16 protein-coding genes are annotated in these 15,144 nt (G+C 70.4%); 9 read left to right on the top strand and 7 right to left on the bottom strand.

The annotated features are described in order from the left end of the window. Positions 1–81 precede the first annotated feature (81 nt). On the top strand, positions 82–243 hold the full coding sequence (locus ABD091_RS06805) for a hypothetical protein (protein ID WP_343916704.1): 162 nt from the start codon (positions 82–84) through the stop codon (positions 241–243). On the opposite strand, the gene ABD091_RS06800 is transcribed toward ABD091_RS06805, so the two are convergent. Further along, entirely contained in the window at positions 240–1,301 is a 1,062-nt protein-coding gene (locus tag ABD091_RS06800) for a hypothetical protein (RefSeq protein WP_343916702.1), read from the bottom strand. The two genes, ABD091_RS06805 and ABD091_RS06800, sit on opposite strands and share 4 nt — an antisense overlap. 17 nt (positions 1,302–1,318) lie before the next feature. Between ABD091_RS06800 and ABD091_RS06795 the strand changes: the two genes are divergently transcribed. The 6 genes from ABD091_RS06795 to ABD091_RS06770 all read left to right on the top strand — a co-directional run bounded on the left by ABD091_RS06795 (position 1,319) and on the right by ABD091_RS06770 (position 7,462). Next, positions 1,319–2,188 carry an NUDIX hydrolase gene (locus ABD091_RS06795; protein ID WP_343916700.1) on the top strand — a complete coding sequence of 290 codons (870 nt, stop codon included), beginning with the start codon at positions 1,319–1,321 and terminating at the stop codon, positions 2,186–2,188. A gap of 180 nt (positions 2,189–2,368) precedes the next feature. Next, complete coding sequence (locus ABD091_RS06790) at positions 2,369–3,472, top strand: phosphate ABC transporter substrate-binding protein PstS (protein WP_343916698.1); 1,104 nt, start codon at positions 2,369–2,371, stop codon at positions 3,470–3,472. Between the two features lie 95 nt (positions 3,473–3,567). After that, positions 3,568–4,494 carry a phosphate ABC transporter permease subunit PstC gene (gene pstC / locus ABD091_RS06785; RefSeq protein WP_343916696.1) on the top strand — a complete coding sequence of 309 codons (927 nt, stop codon included), beginning with the start codon at positions 3,568–3,570 and terminating at the stop codon, positions 4,492–4,494. Next, positions 4,494–5,567 (top strand): phosphate ABC transporter permease PstA, encoded by a 1,074-nt coding sequence (pstA, locus tag ABD091_RS06780; protein ID WP_343916694.1) that lies wholly within the window; start codon positions 4,494–4,496, stop codon positions 5,565–5,567. The genes pstC and pstA overlap by 1 nt, the downstream gene beginning before the upstream one ends. Positions 5,568–5,585: 18 nt before the next feature. After that, positions 5,586–6,365, top strand: coding sequence for a phosphate ABC transporter ATP-binding protein PstB (pstB, locus tag ABD091_RS06775; RefSeq protein ID WP_343916692.1), 780 nt, complete (start codon positions 5,586–5,588; stop codon positions 6,363–6,365). Between the two features lie 134 nt (positions 6,366–6,499). Then, on the top strand, positions 6,500–7,462 hold the full coding sequence (locus ABD091_RS06770) for a hypothetical protein (protein WP_343916690.1): 963 nt from the start codon (positions 6,500–6,502) through the stop codon (positions 7,460–7,462). Positions 7,463–7,500: 38 nt separating this feature from the next. Here the strand turns inward: ABD091_RS06770 and ABD091_RS06765 are convergent, their stop codons facing one another. The 3 genes from ABD091_RS06765 to ABD091_RS06755 form a co-directional block, all read right to left on the bottom strand. After that, positions 7,501–8,511, bottom strand: coding sequence for an inorganic phosphate transporter (locus tag ABD091_RS06765; RefSeq protein WP_343916688.1), 1,011 nt, complete (start codon positions 8,509–8,511; stop codon positions 7,501–7,503). A gap of 4 nt (positions 8,512–8,515) precedes the next feature. Beyond that, complete coding sequence (locus ABD091_RS06760; protein ID WP_343916686.1) at positions 8,516–9,133, bottom strand: DUF47 domain-containing protein; 618 nt, start codon at positions 9,131–9,133, stop codon at positions 8,516–8,518. A gap of 77 nt (positions 9,134–9,210) precedes the next feature. After that, positions 9,211–11,271 (bottom strand): RNA degradosome polyphosphate kinase, encoded by a 2,061-nt coding sequence (locus ABD091_RS06755; protein ID WP_343920904.1) that lies wholly within the window; start codon positions 11,269–11,271, stop codon positions 9,211–9,213. 157 nt (positions 11,272–11,428) lie between these two features. Here ABD091_RS06755 and ABD091_RS06750 point away from each other — a divergent pair, with 157 nt between their 5' ends. Beyond that, positions 11,429–12,484 (top strand): alpha/beta hydrolase, encoded by a 1,056-nt coding sequence (locus ABD091_RS06750; protein WP_343916684.1) that lies wholly within the window; start codon positions 11,429–11,431, stop codon positions 12,482–12,484. On the opposite strand, the gene dtd is transcribed toward ABD091_RS06750, so the two are convergent. After that, a complete protein-coding gene (gene dtd / locus ABD091_RS06745) occupies positions 12,459–12,887 on the bottom strand; it encodes a D-aminoacyl-tRNA deacylase (protein WP_343916683.1) in 429 nt (142 codons plus the stop codon). The two genes, ABD091_RS06750 and dtd, sit on opposite strands and share 26 nt — an antisense overlap. Before the next feature lie 18 nt (positions 12,888–12,905). Between dtd and ABD091_RS06740 the strand changes: the two genes are divergently transcribed. After that, positions 12,906–13,751 carry a beta-keto acid cleavage family enzyme gene (locus tag ABD091_RS06740; RefSeq protein WP_343916681.1) on the top strand — a complete coding sequence of 282 codons (846 nt, stop codon included), beginning with the start codon at positions 12,906–12,908 and terminating at the stop codon, positions 13,749–13,751. On the opposite strand, the gene ABD091_RS06735 is transcribed toward ABD091_RS06740, so the two are convergent. Together ABD091_RS06735 and ABD091_RS06730 are read right to left on the bottom strand one after the other, a co-directional pair. After that, a complete protein-coding gene (locus ABD091_RS06735; protein WP_343916680.1) occupies positions 13,745–14,182 on the bottom strand; it encodes a PKD domain-containing protein in 438 nt (145 codons plus the stop codon). The genes ABD091_RS06740 and ABD091_RS06735 overlap by 7 nt on opposite strands. Positions 14,183–14,553: 371 nt before the next feature. Next, on the bottom strand, positions 14,554–15,057 hold the full coding sequence (locus tag ABD091_RS06730) for a hypothetical protein (RefSeq protein WP_343916678.1): 504 nt from the start codon (positions 15,055–15,057) through the stop codon (positions 14,554–14,556). Positions 15,058–15,144 lie beyond the last annotated feature (87 nt).

The raw sequence follows: 15,144 nt of genomic DNA, 5'->3' as shown, positions 1-15,144 counted from the left end.
TGTTTGGACCACGGTCCGATGGGGCATCGTGGACACTGGGATCCGCACATCGGCACGACGGGGGCAGGAGGGGCAGGAGCAGTGCACGACCAGTTCGACGTGTCGCTCGAGGACGCCGACCTGCTCGGCGAGGTGGAGCTCACCACCAACCTGATCATCGCGGCGAGCGAGTCAGACGAGCACCTCTCCGACGAGGAGATCGACCAGATCCTCGGCGTCCTCAAGGACGACGGAGACCTCTAGCAGGTCGCGAACAGCACCGGCCCGCTGCTGAGGTCGGACAGCAGGTACTCGCCCTCGCGGGGCTCGAGCGCCATCGTCACGACGTCCCCGTCGGCCACGACCCGGCCGAGTGCGAACCGGTCGGCGAAGTCGCCGCCCTGGCCCGGTGCGGGCCCCGAGGCGAGGACCGAGCGCGAGTCGGCGTTGGCGCGCGCCTCGTCGGCGTCCTCGAACGACATCGCCACCCGTACGCCGCCGCCCGGCTGGGCCGCCATCGCGAACCCCGTCAGCGGGTCGACCCGCCCGGCCTCGGCGACGAGCTCGTCGGCCGTGGCCTGGTCGCCCTCGTCGGCGCTCCCCATCGCCAGCGAGCTGCAGGCCACGTCAGCGTCGTAGACCGCGGCCGCCAGCGGCTCGCCGGCCGCCGCGACGACGTCGTCGAGGCTCCCCTCCTGGCCGAGGGTGTCGCCGTCGCCGGTGACCGCGGCGATCGCGGTGGCGGCGTACCTCTCGGTGTCGGAGGCCACGACGATCCCCGCGTCGGCGTCGACGGCGAGGTGCTGGAGCTCGGGCGTGAGGGTGCCGCCGATGGTGGGGAGCAGGTCGATGCCGCCGCGCCAGACCCCGGTGTCGTCGTCCGGCCGCCGGTAGCCGAGCTCGGCCAGCCCGTCCTGGACGGCGTCGAGGTCCGCGTCGTCCGGCAGCTGCATGAGGACGGCCGCGCCCTCGTCGCTCTGGGTCAGCAGCTCCCACTCGAGGGTCGCGGGCGAGAAGCCGTACTTCACCTGCATCGTGGTCGCCGACTCCAGCAGCGCCGACATGGGGGAGAGGTCGGTCTCGAAGGCCGTGTCGAGGAAGTCCTCGAGGTCGCCGGTCGACGACGCGGCGTCGAGGTCGGCGCCGAGCTCGCGGCGTACGCCCGCCCAGTCGGTGAAGGTGAGCCGTTGCGCGTCGGCCGGCGCCATCGCGACGGCCCGCTGGAGGGAGGTGTCGTCGCGGTGCTGCCACCAGCGGACGACCGTGACGACCGCCACGAGGACCAGCAGCAGGACGAGCGACGTCACGACCCACCTGCGCACCGTGTGAGACTACTGCCATGCCCCAGCGCAGGGACGTGGTCGCCGCCGGCGCCGTGGTCTTCAAGTCAGGTCCTGAGGTGCTGCTCGTCCACCGCCCCCGCTACGACGACTGGTCCTTCCCCAAGGGCAAGCTCGACCCCGGCGAGCACGCCACCGTCGCGGGGGTCCGCGAGGTCTGGGAGGAGACCGGCCTCCACGTTCGGCTCGGCCCGCCGCTGTCCGACCAGCGCTACCCCGTCTCCGGCGGGCGTCACAAGCTCGTCCACTACTGGGTCGGCTGGGCGGTCTCCGACGAGGACGTGTCGGGCTACGAGCCGAACGAGGAGATCGACCAGGTCCGCTGGGTGCCCTACGAGAAGGCGCTGGCGAAGCTGACCTACCCCCACGACCGCGAGACGCTCGTGGAGGCGCGGAAGCTGCGGAAGAAGACCCGCTCGCTCGTCGTGCTCCGCCACGCGAAGGCGCGCTCGCGCAAGAGCTGGGGCTCGAAGAAGCCCGACACCGAGCGGCCGCTGCTCGAGCTCGGGCACGACCAGGCGCAGCGCCTGGTCGGCCTGCTCGCGGCGTACGACGTCACGCGCGTCGTCAGCTCCAGCAGCGCCCGCTGCGTCCAGACCGTCCAGCCGTTCGCCGAGACGACCGAGTGGGAGCTCGAGGCCCGCGGCAAGCTCTCGGAGGAGGGCGCGACCCCGGAGAAGGTCGCGAAGGTCGTCGGCGAGCTGCTCGACGACCCGGCCGGGGTCGTCCTGTGCACCCACCGGCCGGTGCTGCCGGCGATCTGGGCGGCCGTCGGGATCCCCGACGAGAAGCTCGAGCCGGCCGGGATGCTCGTCGTCCACCACCGCAAGGGCAAGGTCGTCGCGACCGAGGTCCACCAGCGTCCCTGAGGCCGGTTCCGGGGGCCGTTCACGTGACCGCCGTCTCACGTCCGGCCGGATGTGGGGAAGTCGCCGGACCTCGTTCACCTCGCGTTCACCGACGGCCGCGGGTCCGGTCACCTCGGCTCCCTACGTTCCTCGTGTCAGATGGACTGTCAGACCGACACAGCACTCATCAGGAGAACTGAAGTGACTCGCACTTCCATGCGCCGGGCGATCGTCCCCGGCATCGCGGCCCTCACGCTGGCCCTCGCCGGCTGCTCCGCCTCGAACGAGGGCGGCGGCTCCGGCTCGGAGGGCTCCGAGAGCGGCCTCAGCGGCACTCTCAGCGGCGGTGGCGCCAGCTCGCAGGAGGCCGCCCAGAACGCCTGGCGTGCCGGCTTCCAGGGCGAGAACCCCGACGTGGTCGTCAACTACGACCCGATCGGCTCCGGCGGTGGCCGCGAGCAGTTCATCGGCGGCGGCTACCCCTTCACCGGCACCGACTCCCACCTCTCGGAGGAGGACGGCGAGATCGACGGTGCGACCGAGCGCTGCGGTGGCGACTACATCGAGGTCCCCAACTACGTCAGCCCGATCGCCGTGATCTTCAACGTCGAGGGCGTCGACGAGCTCAACCTCTCGCCCGAGACCCTCGCCAGCATCTTCAACAACGAGATCACCTCGTGGGACGACCCGGCCATCGCCGAGGACAACCCGGACGCCGACCTGCCGAGCGAGAACATCACGGCGGTCCACCGCTCCGACGAGTCCGGCACCACCGGCAACTTCACCAACTACCTCGGCACGGTCGCCGAGGACGAGTGGCCCCACGGCTCGATCGAGGAGTGGCCGATCGACGCCGGTGAGGGCGCCAACGGCACCTCGGGCGTGGTCTCCGCCGTCACCAACGGCACCAACACCATCGGCTACGCCGACGCCAGCCAGGCCGGCGACCTGGGTAAGGCCAACGTGGGCGTGGGCGACGAGTTCGTCGGCCCCACTGCCGAGGCCGCCGCGAAGATCCTCGAGGTCTCGCCGCGGACCGAGGGTCGTATCGACACCGACATGGCCTTCGACCTCGACTACAACACCGAGGAGTCCGGCACCTACCCGATCGTGCTGACCTCCTACCTCGTCGCGTGCACGACCTACGACGACGCCGAGGAGGGTGAGCTGGTCAAGGGCTACCTCGCCTACATCGTCAGCGACGAGGGCCAGCAGGCCGCCGCGGAGAACGCCGGTTCCGCGCCGCTGTCGCCGGACCTCGCCTCGCAGGCGCAGGAGATCGTGGACGGCATCAGCGTCGGCTGATCCCACCGGTGGCCCCGCCCGGTGGATCACCGGGCGGGGCCGCCGCCATGATGTAGCAACAAGGGGCCGCCAGGCCCCAGGGAAGGAAGCACAGGGTGTCAGTCCAGGCCCCCACAGCCCCCGCACCGGTACGCCGGCGCGGTGACGTCGTCTTCGCCAGCCTCGCCCGCGGCGCCGGGATCACGATCCTCGTCGCCCTGGCCGGTGTCGCGATCTTCCTGACGCTGGAGAGCGTCCCCGCGATCACCGCCTCCCCCGAGGAGATCGGCGGCGACAACATCCTCGTCTACGTCTGGCCGCTGCTGTTCGGCACGCTGCTGGCCGCGGCGCTGGCGCTGCTGATCGCGACGCCGCTGAGCATCGGCCTCGCGCTCGTGATCTCGCACTACGCGCCCCGCCGGCTCGCGAAGCCGATCGGCTACCTGATCGACCTGCTGGCCGCCGTACCGTCCGTGGTCTACGGCCTCTGGGGCATCGGCTTCCTCGGCCCCCGCGTCTACGACGCCTACGGCTGGCTCGCCGACAACCTCGGCTGGCTCCCCTTCTTCGAGGGGCCGCCCAACGGGCGCTCGATCCTGACCGCGTCGATCGTGCTGGCGATCATGGCGCTCCCGATCATCACCGCGATCTGCCGCGAGATCTTCGCCCAGACCCCGACCCTCCACCAGGAGGCGGCGCTGGCGCTCGGCGCGACCCGCTGGGAGATGATCCGGATGACGGTCTTCCCCTACGGCCGCAGCGGCATGGTCAGCGCCGTGATGCTCGGCCTGGGCCGCGCGCTCGGCGAGACGATGGCCGTCGCGATGGTGCTCTCGGCCACCGGCGTGGTCACCTTCAACCTGATCTCCAGCGTCAACCCCTCGACGATCGCCGCCAACATCGCCCTGAAGTTCCCCGAGGCGACGGGCGTCGACGTCAACGTGCTGATCTTCAGCGGCCTGGTGCTGTTCGTCGTCACCTTCGGCGTCAACTTCCTCGGCCGTGCGATCGCGGCCCGCGGCGCCGTGAAGGAGGAGCGCTGATGACCACGACCGAGACCGAGATGGCCGACTACCGCGCCACGCTCCCGATCGTCCGGCCCCAGCTGCCCCGCTGGGCGCCGTGGCTGGTCCTGGGCGCCTCGCTCGCCGTCGGCGCCCTGCTCATGCTGCTGGTCGGCTTCGGGCCCTTCGGTGCCGCCGTCGTGGCCGGGCTGGTCTACTTCTTCGCGCTGCCGGCCTGGTCGCGCGTCGTCGAGGGTCCCCGCAAGTCCACCGACCGGTTGATGTCGGCGATGATCTGGTCGGCGTTCATCATCGCGATGATCCCGCTGGTGACGCTGGTGTGGACCGTGCTCAAGAACGGGCTGCCGGCGATCTCGGTGGAGTTCTTCACCGCCTCGATGTTCAGCGTCGTGGGCGAGGGCGGCGGGATCTACCACGCGATCATGGGTACCTTCATCGTCACCCTCTGGGCGACCGTGATCTCGGTGCCGGTCGGCGTGATGGCCGCGATCTACCTCGTCGAGTACGGCCGGAAGAAGCCGCTGGCGAAGGTCATCACCTTCCTGGTGGACGTCATGACCGGCATCCCGTCGATCGTTGCGGGCCTCTTCGCCTTCGCGCTGTTCGTGATCATCTTCGGGCCCGGCATCCGGATGGGCTTCGGCGGGTCGCTCGCGCTGTCGGTCCTGATGATCCCGATCGTCGTGCGCTCGACCGAGGAGATGCTCAAGCTGGTGCCCGACGAGCTCCGCGAGGCGTCGTACGCGCTCGGGGTGCCGAAGTGGCGCACCATCACCAAGGTGGTGCTGCCGACGGCGATGGCCGGCATCCTCACCGGCGTGATGCTGGCGGTCGCCCGCGTGGCCGGTGAGACCGCGCCGCTGCTGATCATCGCCGGCGACACCGACGGCACGAACTTCAACGCCTTCGCCGACCGGATGGCGACGCTGCCGGTCTTCATCTACTACTCGTACACCCAGCCGGGCATCCCGCCGGAGTTCGGGCGCGAACGCGCCTGGGGCGCCGCGCTCGTGCTGATCGCGATCGTCATGGGCCTCAACCTGCTGGCCCGGGCGGTCGGCCGCTACTTCGCCCCCAAGACCGGGCGCTGACGGAGGAGAATCACAGACATGGCCAAGAGCATCGACGTCTCCGACCTCGACATCTACTACGGCGACTTCAAGGCCGTCGAGGGCGTCTCGATGACGATCCGCGCCCGCGCGGTCACCGCGTTCATCGGTCCCTCCGGCTGCGGCAAGTCGACCTTCCTGCGCTCCCTCAACCGGATGCACGAGGTCATCCCCGGCGCCCGGGTCGAGGGCAAGGTCGTCGTCGACGGCCAGGAGCTCTACGGGCCCGACGTCGACCCGGTGGAGGTGCGCCGCCAGATCGGCATGGTCTTCCAGCGCCCCAACCCGTTCCCGACGATGTCGATCTACGACAACGTCCTCGCCGGCAACAAGCTCAACGCGAAGCGGATGAAGAAGTCCGAGTCCGACGACATCGTCGAGCGGTCGCTCAAGGGCGCCAACCTGTGGACCGAGGTCAAGGACCGGCTCGGCAAGCCCGGCATGGGACTCTCGGGCGGTCAGCAGCAGCGGCTCTGCATCGCCCGCGCGATCGCCGTACGCCCGCAGGTGCTGCTGATGGACGAGCCCTGCTCCGCGCTCGACCCGATCTCGACCTCGGCGATCGAGGACCTCATCCACGAGCTGAAGTCCGAGTACACGATCGTCATCGTCACCCACAACATGCAGCAGGCCGCGCGCGTCAGCGACTACACCGGCTTCTTCAACCTCAAGGCCGCCGGCGAGCCCGGCCACCTCGTCGAGTACAACCCCACGGCGAAGATGTTCGCCAACCCCGACGAGCCCTCCACCGAGGCCTACATCTCCGGCCGCTTCGGCTGAACCTGCGGCTTCGCCGCTTGCGGACGTCATACGGTCCGGTCGCCATGGCGACCGGACCGTATGACGTTTCGGGGCTTCTCCACAGATCGTCGCGAGCCCGGTTTCGGACGGGGCGGCGCGGTGAGGCTTCGGGCATGGACGAACGACCGGCAGCCGCCCACCGTGCCGCTCGGCGTCGCCGTGCCGAGGCGCTCGCCCGGCGCCAGGACGGCGTCGTGTCGAGGCTCCAGCTCTATGCCACGGGAGTGACGCGGGCGGAGGTGCGCGCCAACATCCGCGCGGGCCGCTGGCAGCGGTGGGGTAGCCAGTCGGTATTGGTCTTCACCGGAGACCCGCACCGGGCCGCGCGCCACTGGGCCGCGGTCTTCGAGGCCGGCCCGCGCGCGTTCCTCGACGGCGCCTCCGCGCTGGAGGCCGCCGGGCTCACGAAGTTCGCCGTCGACCGGATCCGCGTGTCCGTGCCGCGGGGTGCGCGCGTACGCCGAGGCCGCGGCCTCGACATCCGTCAGACCCGCCGCTGGCACCCTGACGACCTGTCGCCCGGCGGCGGCGTACCCCGGGCCAGGCCGGCGGTCGCCGCCGTGCGCGCCGGTCTCTGGGCGCGGTCGGACGCCCAGGCTGCGCTCGTGATGACGATGGCCGTCCAACAGGGCATTGCCGAGGTGGGCGCGGTGGGTCGCGAGATGCTGCGGGTCAAGAGGGACAAGCGACGCCGGCTCCTGCAGGCGCTGGTCCTCGACCTGCTGGCCGGCGTCCGGTCGCTCGGGGAGCTCGACGTCGCCCGGCAGTGCCGGCGCCGAGGCCTGCCGGAGCCATCACGGCAAGTCGTCAGACGTGGACCGCGCGGAACCATCTATCTCGACGTGCGCTGGGAGGAGTGGGGCGTCGTGCTGGAGGTCGACGGCATCCACCACAGCTGGGCGCAGAACCTGGTCGACGACGCGTTGCGTCACAACAGCGTCGCGCTGGGCGGCGACGTGGTCCTGCGGTTGCCACTGCTGGGTCTCCGGATCGCTGCTGACGACTTCTTCTCCCAGGTCGAGCAGGCCCTCACGGCGGCCGGCTGGCCCGGACGTCATACGGACCGGGCGTCATAGCGACCAATTCGTATGACGTCCCGCGCGAGGCCACTCCGTCAGAGGACCTCGATGAAGAAGTGGGCCACCCAGTAGCAGAGGGCTGCGGCGAGGCCGGCGGCCGGGAAGGTGAGGACCCAGGCGGTGAGGATCGAGCGGGCGACGCCCCAGCGGACGGCCGAGAGGCGCTTGGTGGCGCCGACGCCCATCACGGCCGAGGTGATGGTGTGGGTCGTGGAGATCGGGGCCTCCCAGACGTACGCCGTCGTGTAGAGCACCGACGCGGCGACCGACTCGGCGGCGAACCCGCGGGGCGGGTCGAGGTGGATGATCCGGCGGCCGAGGGTCCGCATGATCCGCCAGCCGCCGGAGTAGGTGCCGAGTGAGATCGCGGTCGCGGCGGCGATGATCACCCACAGCGGGAGCTGGCCACCGTTGTCCTCCGAGGCGACGTAGCCGCCGGTGACCAGGGCCAGGAAGATCACGCCCATCGTCTTCTGGGCGTCCTGGAGGCCGTGGCCGAGGGCCATGGCGGCGGCGGAGACCGTCTGGGCGACCTTGAAGCCGCGGTTGGCCTTGCCGGGGTTGGCGTTGCGGAAGATCCACATGATCGCGACCATCACCGCGAAGCCGAGGCCGAAGGCGACCAGCGGCGACAGGATCATCGGGATCACGACCTTCTCCAGCACGACCGACCACGCGACACCGACGCTCGCCGCGACCGCGGCGCCGACCAGGCCGCCGATGAGGGCGTGGGAGGAGGACGAGGGGAGCCCGAAGTACCAGGTGATGAGGTTCCAGGTGATGGCGCCGAGCAGGCCGGCCATCACGATCACGAGCCCGTGGACGCCGGACGGCGGCGAGATCGTGTCGGACACGGTGTGGGCGACCTTCTGCCCGAGGAAGGCACCGACGAAGTTCATGACGGCCGCCATGGCGAGCGCCACGCGGGGGGTCAGCGCGCCGGTCGAGACGGAGGTCGCGATGGCGTTGGCCGCGTCGTGGAAGCCGTTGGTGTAGTCGAACACCAGGGCGACGACGACCACCGCGATGATGATCGCGAGCAACATCGGGTCAGGACTCCTTGACCGCGATCTGCTCGACGATGTTCGCGACCCGCTCGAAGCAGTCGATGGCCGCCTCGAGCGACTCGACGATGTCCTTCAGCTTCAGCACCTCGAGGGCCTCGTAGCGGCCGTCGAAGAGGCTGGCGAGCGTGCGCCGGTAGGTCTTGTCGCCGGCGTTCTCGAGCCGGTTGACCTCGATCCAGTACTCGTCGAGGTCCTTCATCGACTGCAGCCGCGGCATCGCCTCGGCGGTGATGCGGGCGCACTCCTGGATCACCTCGACGAGCTTGTCGAAGCCCGCCGGCAGCTCCTGCACCCCGTAGAGCAGGACGAGGTCGACGACCTCGTCCATCATGTCCATGATGTCGTCGAGCCCCGAGGCGAGGGAGTAGATGTCCTCGCGGTCGAACGGCGTGACGAACGTGCTGTTCACCCGCCGCACGATGGCGTGGGTGGTCTCGTCGGCCTCGTGCTCGGCCTCGCGCATGCGGCGCGCGACGTCGTCGCGGTCACTGCCCTCGGCCAGCATCTCGGCCAGCAGCGAGGCGCCGGTGGTGAGGTGGGAGGCGGACTGGGCGAAGAGGTCGTAGAACGACGCGTCTACGGGGCGGAACTTCAGTCCCACGGTGAACTCCTAGCGGGGCGGAGCAGAACGCACACAGACTAGGGGGTGAACTTCCGGCCGGCGCAAACGGCCGCCGTTCAGAGTCCGGTACGCCGCCGCCGCTGCCGTTCGATGAGCGCCTCGTGGAGGTGGGTCCCACCCTCGTTGCGGTGCCAGCGCCCGTCGGCGTCGAGCAGCCAGGCGGAGGTGTCGTCGGCGAAGGCGAGGTCGAGCAGCCGCCGCATCTCGGCGACGTTCGATTCGCCGGGCAACTTCACGAGGACCTCGACGCGGCGGTCGAGGTTGCGGTGCATCATGTCGGCCGACCCGATCCAGGCCCGCGGCTCACCGCCGTTCTCGAACCAGAAGACGCGGCTGTGCTCGAGGAACCGGCCGAGCACCGAGCGGACCTCGATGTTCTCCGACAGACCGGGGACGCCGGGGCGCAGCGCGCAGATGCCGCGGATCAGCAGCTGGACCGGGACGCCCTCCTGCGACGCGACGTACAACGCGTCGATGACCTGCTCGTCGACGATCGAGTTCGCCTTGATCCGGATCCGGGCCGGGCGGCCGGCGCGGAGGTGCTCGACCTCGCCGTAGATCTGCTCGACCAGGCCGCTGCGGACGGAGTCGGGGGCGACCAGCAGCTGCTCGTAGGAGGCCTTGCGGCTGTAGCCGGAGAGGTTGTTGAAGAGGTGGGCGACGTCCTCGCCGATCGCCTCGTCGACGGTGATGATGCCGATGTCCTCGTAGAGGCGGGCGGTCTTGGAGTTGTAGTTGCCGGTGCCGATGTGGACGTAGCGGCGGATGCCGTCGGGCTCGTCGCGCACGACCATCGCCAGCTTGCAGTGGGTCTTGAGGCCGACCAGGCCGTAGACGACGTGGCAGCCGGCCTGCTCGAGCTTGCGCGCCCAGCGGATGTTGGCCTGCTCGTCGAAGCGGGCCTTGATCTCGACGATGACCAGCACCTGCTTGCCGGCCTCGGCGGCGTCGATGAGGGCGTCGATGATCGGGGAGTCGCCGGAGGTGCGATAGAGGGTCTGCTTGATCGCGAGGACGTGCGGGTCGGCCGCGGCCTGCTCGATGAAGCGCTGGACGCTCGTCGCGAACGAGTCGTAGGGGTGGTGGAGGAGCACGTCGCGACGCGCGGCGGCCTTGAAGACGTCGACCGGCGCCGCCGACTCGACCTCGGCGAGGTGGGAGTGGGCGCTCGGGATGAACGCCTGGAACTTCAGCTCCTCGCGGTTGAGGTCGGCGATGTCGTGGAGGCCGGTGAGGTCGAGCGGGCCGGGGAGCTGGAAGACCTCGTCGCTGGAGATGTCGAGCTCGCTCATGAGGAGCTCGAGCACGGCGGGGCTGATCGTCTCCTCGACCTCGAGCCGCACCGGCGGGCCGAACCGGCGCCGCAGCAGCTCCTTCTCGAGCGCGGCGAGGAGGTTCTCGGCGTCGTCCTCCTCGACCTCGACGTCCTCGTTGCGGGTGACGCGGAAGCTGTGGACCTCGAGCACCTCCATGCCGGGGAAGAGCCGGCGCAGGTGCTCGCCGATCACGTCCTCCATCGGCACGAACCGCTGGTTGCCGACGTTGACGAACCGGGAGAACGTCGGCGGCACCTTCACGCGGGCGAAGTGCTCCTTGCCCGACTTGGGGTTGCGGACGAGCACCGCGAGGTTGAGAGAGAGCCCCGAGATGTAGGGGAACGGGTGGGCGGGGTCGACCGCGAGCGGCGTCAGGACCGGAAAGATCCGCTCCTTGAACAGCTTCTTGCAGGCCTTCTGCTCGTCCTTGTCGAGGTCGTCCCAGCGGACCAGCTGGATGCCGTGGTCGAGCAGCGCCGGCACGATCTCGTCGCGGAAGAGGGCCGCGTGGCGGGCGGTCAGCTCGCCGGTCTCGGCCCAGATCGCCTCGAGCACCTCCCGCGGCATCAGGCCGGACGCCGCGCGTACGGCGACGCCCGCGGCGATGCGTCGCTTGAGGCCGGCGACGCGGACCATGAAGAACTCGTCGAGGTTGCTGGCGAAGATCGCGAGGAACCTCGCCCTCTCGAGCAGCGGGACCCGCGGGTCCTCGGCGAGCTCGAGCACCCGCTGGTTGAAGTGGAGCCAGGAGATCTCGCGGTCGAGGAACCGGTCGTCGTGCTTGGCGACCGCCTCGAGCATCGCCTCGTCCGGGGCGTACGCCGCCCCGTCGGTCTGCCCCTCGACCACCAGCAGCTCGTCGGTGTCGTCGGCGTCGAGGGTGCTCATGCGTCTCATGATGTCACCGACAGGTGAACGGAGGGTGACCCTTCTCCCGGCTCGGGCTAGCGTGCGGCCCATGAAGCTGCCCGCTCGGATCGAGGCCCCGTTGTTCCGCGCAGTGCTGGGCCTGCCGGGCCCGTTGCTGCGGGCGATCGGTGGCCGCCCGCTGCGCTGCGAGGGCCAGACCCTGGCCCCCGACCTCCAGGCGATGCTGCGACTGATCCGGTTCGCCGGCGAGCCCGAGCTCGGGGCGCTTCCGGTCCCCGGGTCGCGTGAGCTCTACCGGCGCCAGACCGCCCTGGCCGGCGGCGACCAGCCGGTCGGGTCGGTCCGCGAGCTCGCCGTCGGCGACCGCCGCGGCCGGCTCTACACCCCGACCGGCGCGAGCGGGGTCGGACCGCTGCTGGTCTGGTACCACGGCGGCGGCTTCCTCTACGGCGACCTCGACACCCACGACCCCGCCTGCCGCTTCATCGCCGAGCGGTCCGGGGTGCGCGTGCTGTCGGTCGACTACCGGCTCGGTCCCGAAGACCCCTTCCCGGCTGCTTTCGACGACGGCGCGGCTGTCTTCCGCTGGGTCGTCGCCAATGCGGCGTCCCTCGACGCCGACCCCGGTCGGTTGGCGGTCGGCGGGGACTCTGCCGGTGGGACGCTGGCGGCGTACGTCGCGCTGGTGGCGGCGCGCGAGCGGCTGCCGCTCGCCTTCCAGGCGCTGATCTATCCCGCGGCGGACTCGCGCGGTGGGACCGAGTCGCGGCGGCGCTACAACCACGGGCTGGTCCTGACCCAGCACATGTTCGACGAGGTGTCGGCCCACTTCCTCGTGGGTGACGGCGACGCCGAGGACCCGCGGGCCTCGCCGGTGCTGGCCGAGATCCCGGCCGGGGTCGCGCCGGCGTACGTCGCCACGGCGGGGTTCGACCCGCTGCGCGACGAGGGCGAGACCTACGCCCGCCGGCTGGCCGACGCGGGGGTGGGGCTCGAGCTGCAGCGGTTCCCCGACCAGCTCCACGGCTTCGTCCACCTCGTCGGGGTGAGCCGCACGGGGCGCGCCGCGACCCAGGCCGTGGCTGACCGGGTCGCCGACGCGCTGCGCGGCGCCGCCGTCACGGACTCTCGACGATCAGCGTGACCGGGCCGTCGCCGACGCTGGTGACGCGCATGTCGGCGCCGAACGCGCCGGTCTCGACGTGGAGCCCGTCGGCGCGCAGGGCGGCGCAGACCGCGTCGTACGCCGGCTCGCTCACCGGCCCCGGGGCGGCGGCCGCCCAGGTCGGCCGACGTCCCTTGCGGCCGTCGCCGTAGAGCGTGAACTGGCTGACGACCAGGACCGGCGCGCCCGAGTCCGCGACCGACTGCTCGTCGCGGAGCAGGCGCAGGTCGCGGATCTTGCCGGCCGTCCACCTGACCTCGCGGTCGCCGTCGTCGTGGGTGACGCCGAGATAGACCAGGAGGCCCGGTTCGTCGATCGCGCCGACGACCTCGCCGTCGACGGTCACGGAGGCGGAGAGCACCCGCTGGATCACCGCACGCATGGGTCTAGTCTGCCGGGCGTGAACGTTGACGTGCCCGCCGACCGGCTCCTGATCACCGTCGCCCCGACGGGTGCGGAGACGGCCAAGGAGGACTGCCCCCAGCTGCCGACGACGCCCGAGGAGATCGCCGAGACGGCGGCGGCGTGCGAGGCGGCCGGTGCGGCGATGATCCACATCCACGTGCGCGACGGCGAGCACAAGCCGACCCTCGACCTCGGCCTGCTGCGCGAGTGGGTCGCGGCGGTCCGCGACGCGTCGTCGCTCGTGGTCCAGCTCTCGACCGGTGGCTCCGTCCACGACCCGCTCGACAACCGGCTCCGGGTCCTCGACGCGGAGCCCGACTCGTGCTCGCTGACGATGGGGACGACGAACTTCGGCGACGACGTCTTCTCGAACCCGTGGCCGTTCGTCTGCGAGCTCTACCAGCTCAGCCAGGAGCGCGAGGTCGTGCCGGAGTTCGAGCTGTTCGACCTCGGCCAGGTCCACGCGCTGTCGCGGCTGCTGACGAAGTACGGCCTGCCCTACGGCGGCCGCGTCCACTGCGACCTCGTCATGGGTGTGCCCGGCGGCATGAACGGGACGACCGACGCGCTCGTCGCCGCCGTCCGGGACCTGCCGGCCGACGTCACCTCGTGGTCGGCGACCGGCATCGGCCGCTCGACCCTCTCGGTCGCCCTCGCCTCGCTGTCGAAGGGCGGCCACCTGCGGGTCGGCATGGAGGACGTCCTCACGCTCGCTCGCGGTGTGCCCGTGGAGCACAACAGCCAGCTCGTCTCCCGCGTCGCCGACCTCGGCCGGATCGCCCAGCGGACCCCGATGACCCCGGCTGAGGCCCGGGTCTTCCTGGGGATCAAGGGTCAGTAGCTGGCGGTCCCGACCAGCCGCGGGCTTGCGCTGCGCACCCGCAGCGCCTCCGGCTCACCCGGGAGCGTGAGCGTGCCCGGGATCTGCTGCCAACCGCCGCCGTTGATCCGGTAGCGCCCCTGGTAGGTCGTCGCCACGCTCGGGCTGACCCTGCCCTCGCTGGCGTACTCGTGGGTGACGTCGAGGTCCGGGTAGGCCGCGCCGGGGCTGCTGGTGGTCCGGCTCGCGCCGTCCCCGAAGTCCCACGTGTAGCCGCTCGGCGTCGCCTCGATCTCGACCTGCTGGCCGAGCAGGGTGACGCTACGGGTCGTCGGGGCGGTGTTGTCGGTGAAGAAGTTGGTGTCGAAGTTGATCAGCGTCTGCCCGTCCGGTGGCTGGAGCTGGAGCTCGGACGTCGGCCAGCTGAGCCGCTCGAATGCGCGCCTGACCATGTCGGGAGTGATCTGTCGACGAGGAGGCGGGGCATCCTCTCGGCTCAAGCACCGAATGCCGATGTGGTCCGTTTCGCCAGTGTCGAGATTGGTCTCGACGACCAGATACCAAGTGCCGACCCCACCGTCTGCGGTCGGGCAGATGCGTTCTGCGCGGGTGCAGGTGTCGCCTACCTTGCACCTGCTCTCGAGGCTATAGACGACGTTGCTGGAGGCGCCAGTCGTGGGTGAGATCGCGCTCGACGAGCCGTCCTGCTCGTCAACGACCTCAATGCCATGCAAGTCGCCTTGAACGTCGGGGTCGGCGCTGGCGCCGTTGGCGATCATGACAGTGAGGAGAATCGAGGCGAGAAGTGAGATCGTGATGGCCCTCATAGCTGGACCTCGTCGGCCACGATCCAGTCTCCTTGGCGCTTGCGTAGCACCAAGCGGAAAGTTAGATCGCCCCCTGGAAGTGACTTGATCTTTCCTCCGGCGCGCTCTCGGTACTTAGTTGGCGACGAATCGACCTTAAGTTCGTAGGCGCCACGTAATTCGGCCTTCTTAACGCTCATTACCTGGCGACCATCTGTGTTGACGAAGCCTCCAGATGCGTAGATGTCTTCAATGCGGTCGGCGTAGGAGTTGCACGGATCGCACCCCACCGAGGCTGCGCGGAAGGCGGCGGTGTCGCCTGACTTGGTCATCTCATTGTCGAGAGCCACCCACTCACGGATGAATTCCTCTGGGCTCTGCGCCTCGGGTGCAGCAGACGACGAGGACTCGGTCGGCGCCGGCGACTCGGTGGGCTCGAACTGGGGCTCGGGGTCGTCGCTGCACCCAGCAAGCAGCAGGCCGGCGGCGAGAACCGCAGCGGCGGTGCGTCGTACGGACATCAGGAGCCCTCCCGAGAGACTGCCTCGAACCTAGCGAGCGAGCTGACCGCAGGACACCCCCGGGAAAGCGGCCTGTGGACAACCGAC

The organism is Nocardioides aestuarii, from assembly GCF_039527245.1.
Classification (GTDB): Bacteria; Actinomycetota; Actinomycetes; order Propionibacteriales; family Nocardioidaceae; genus Nocardioides; species Nocardioides aestuarii.
This window is presented reverse-complemented; position numbering and strand designations above follow the sequence as displayed.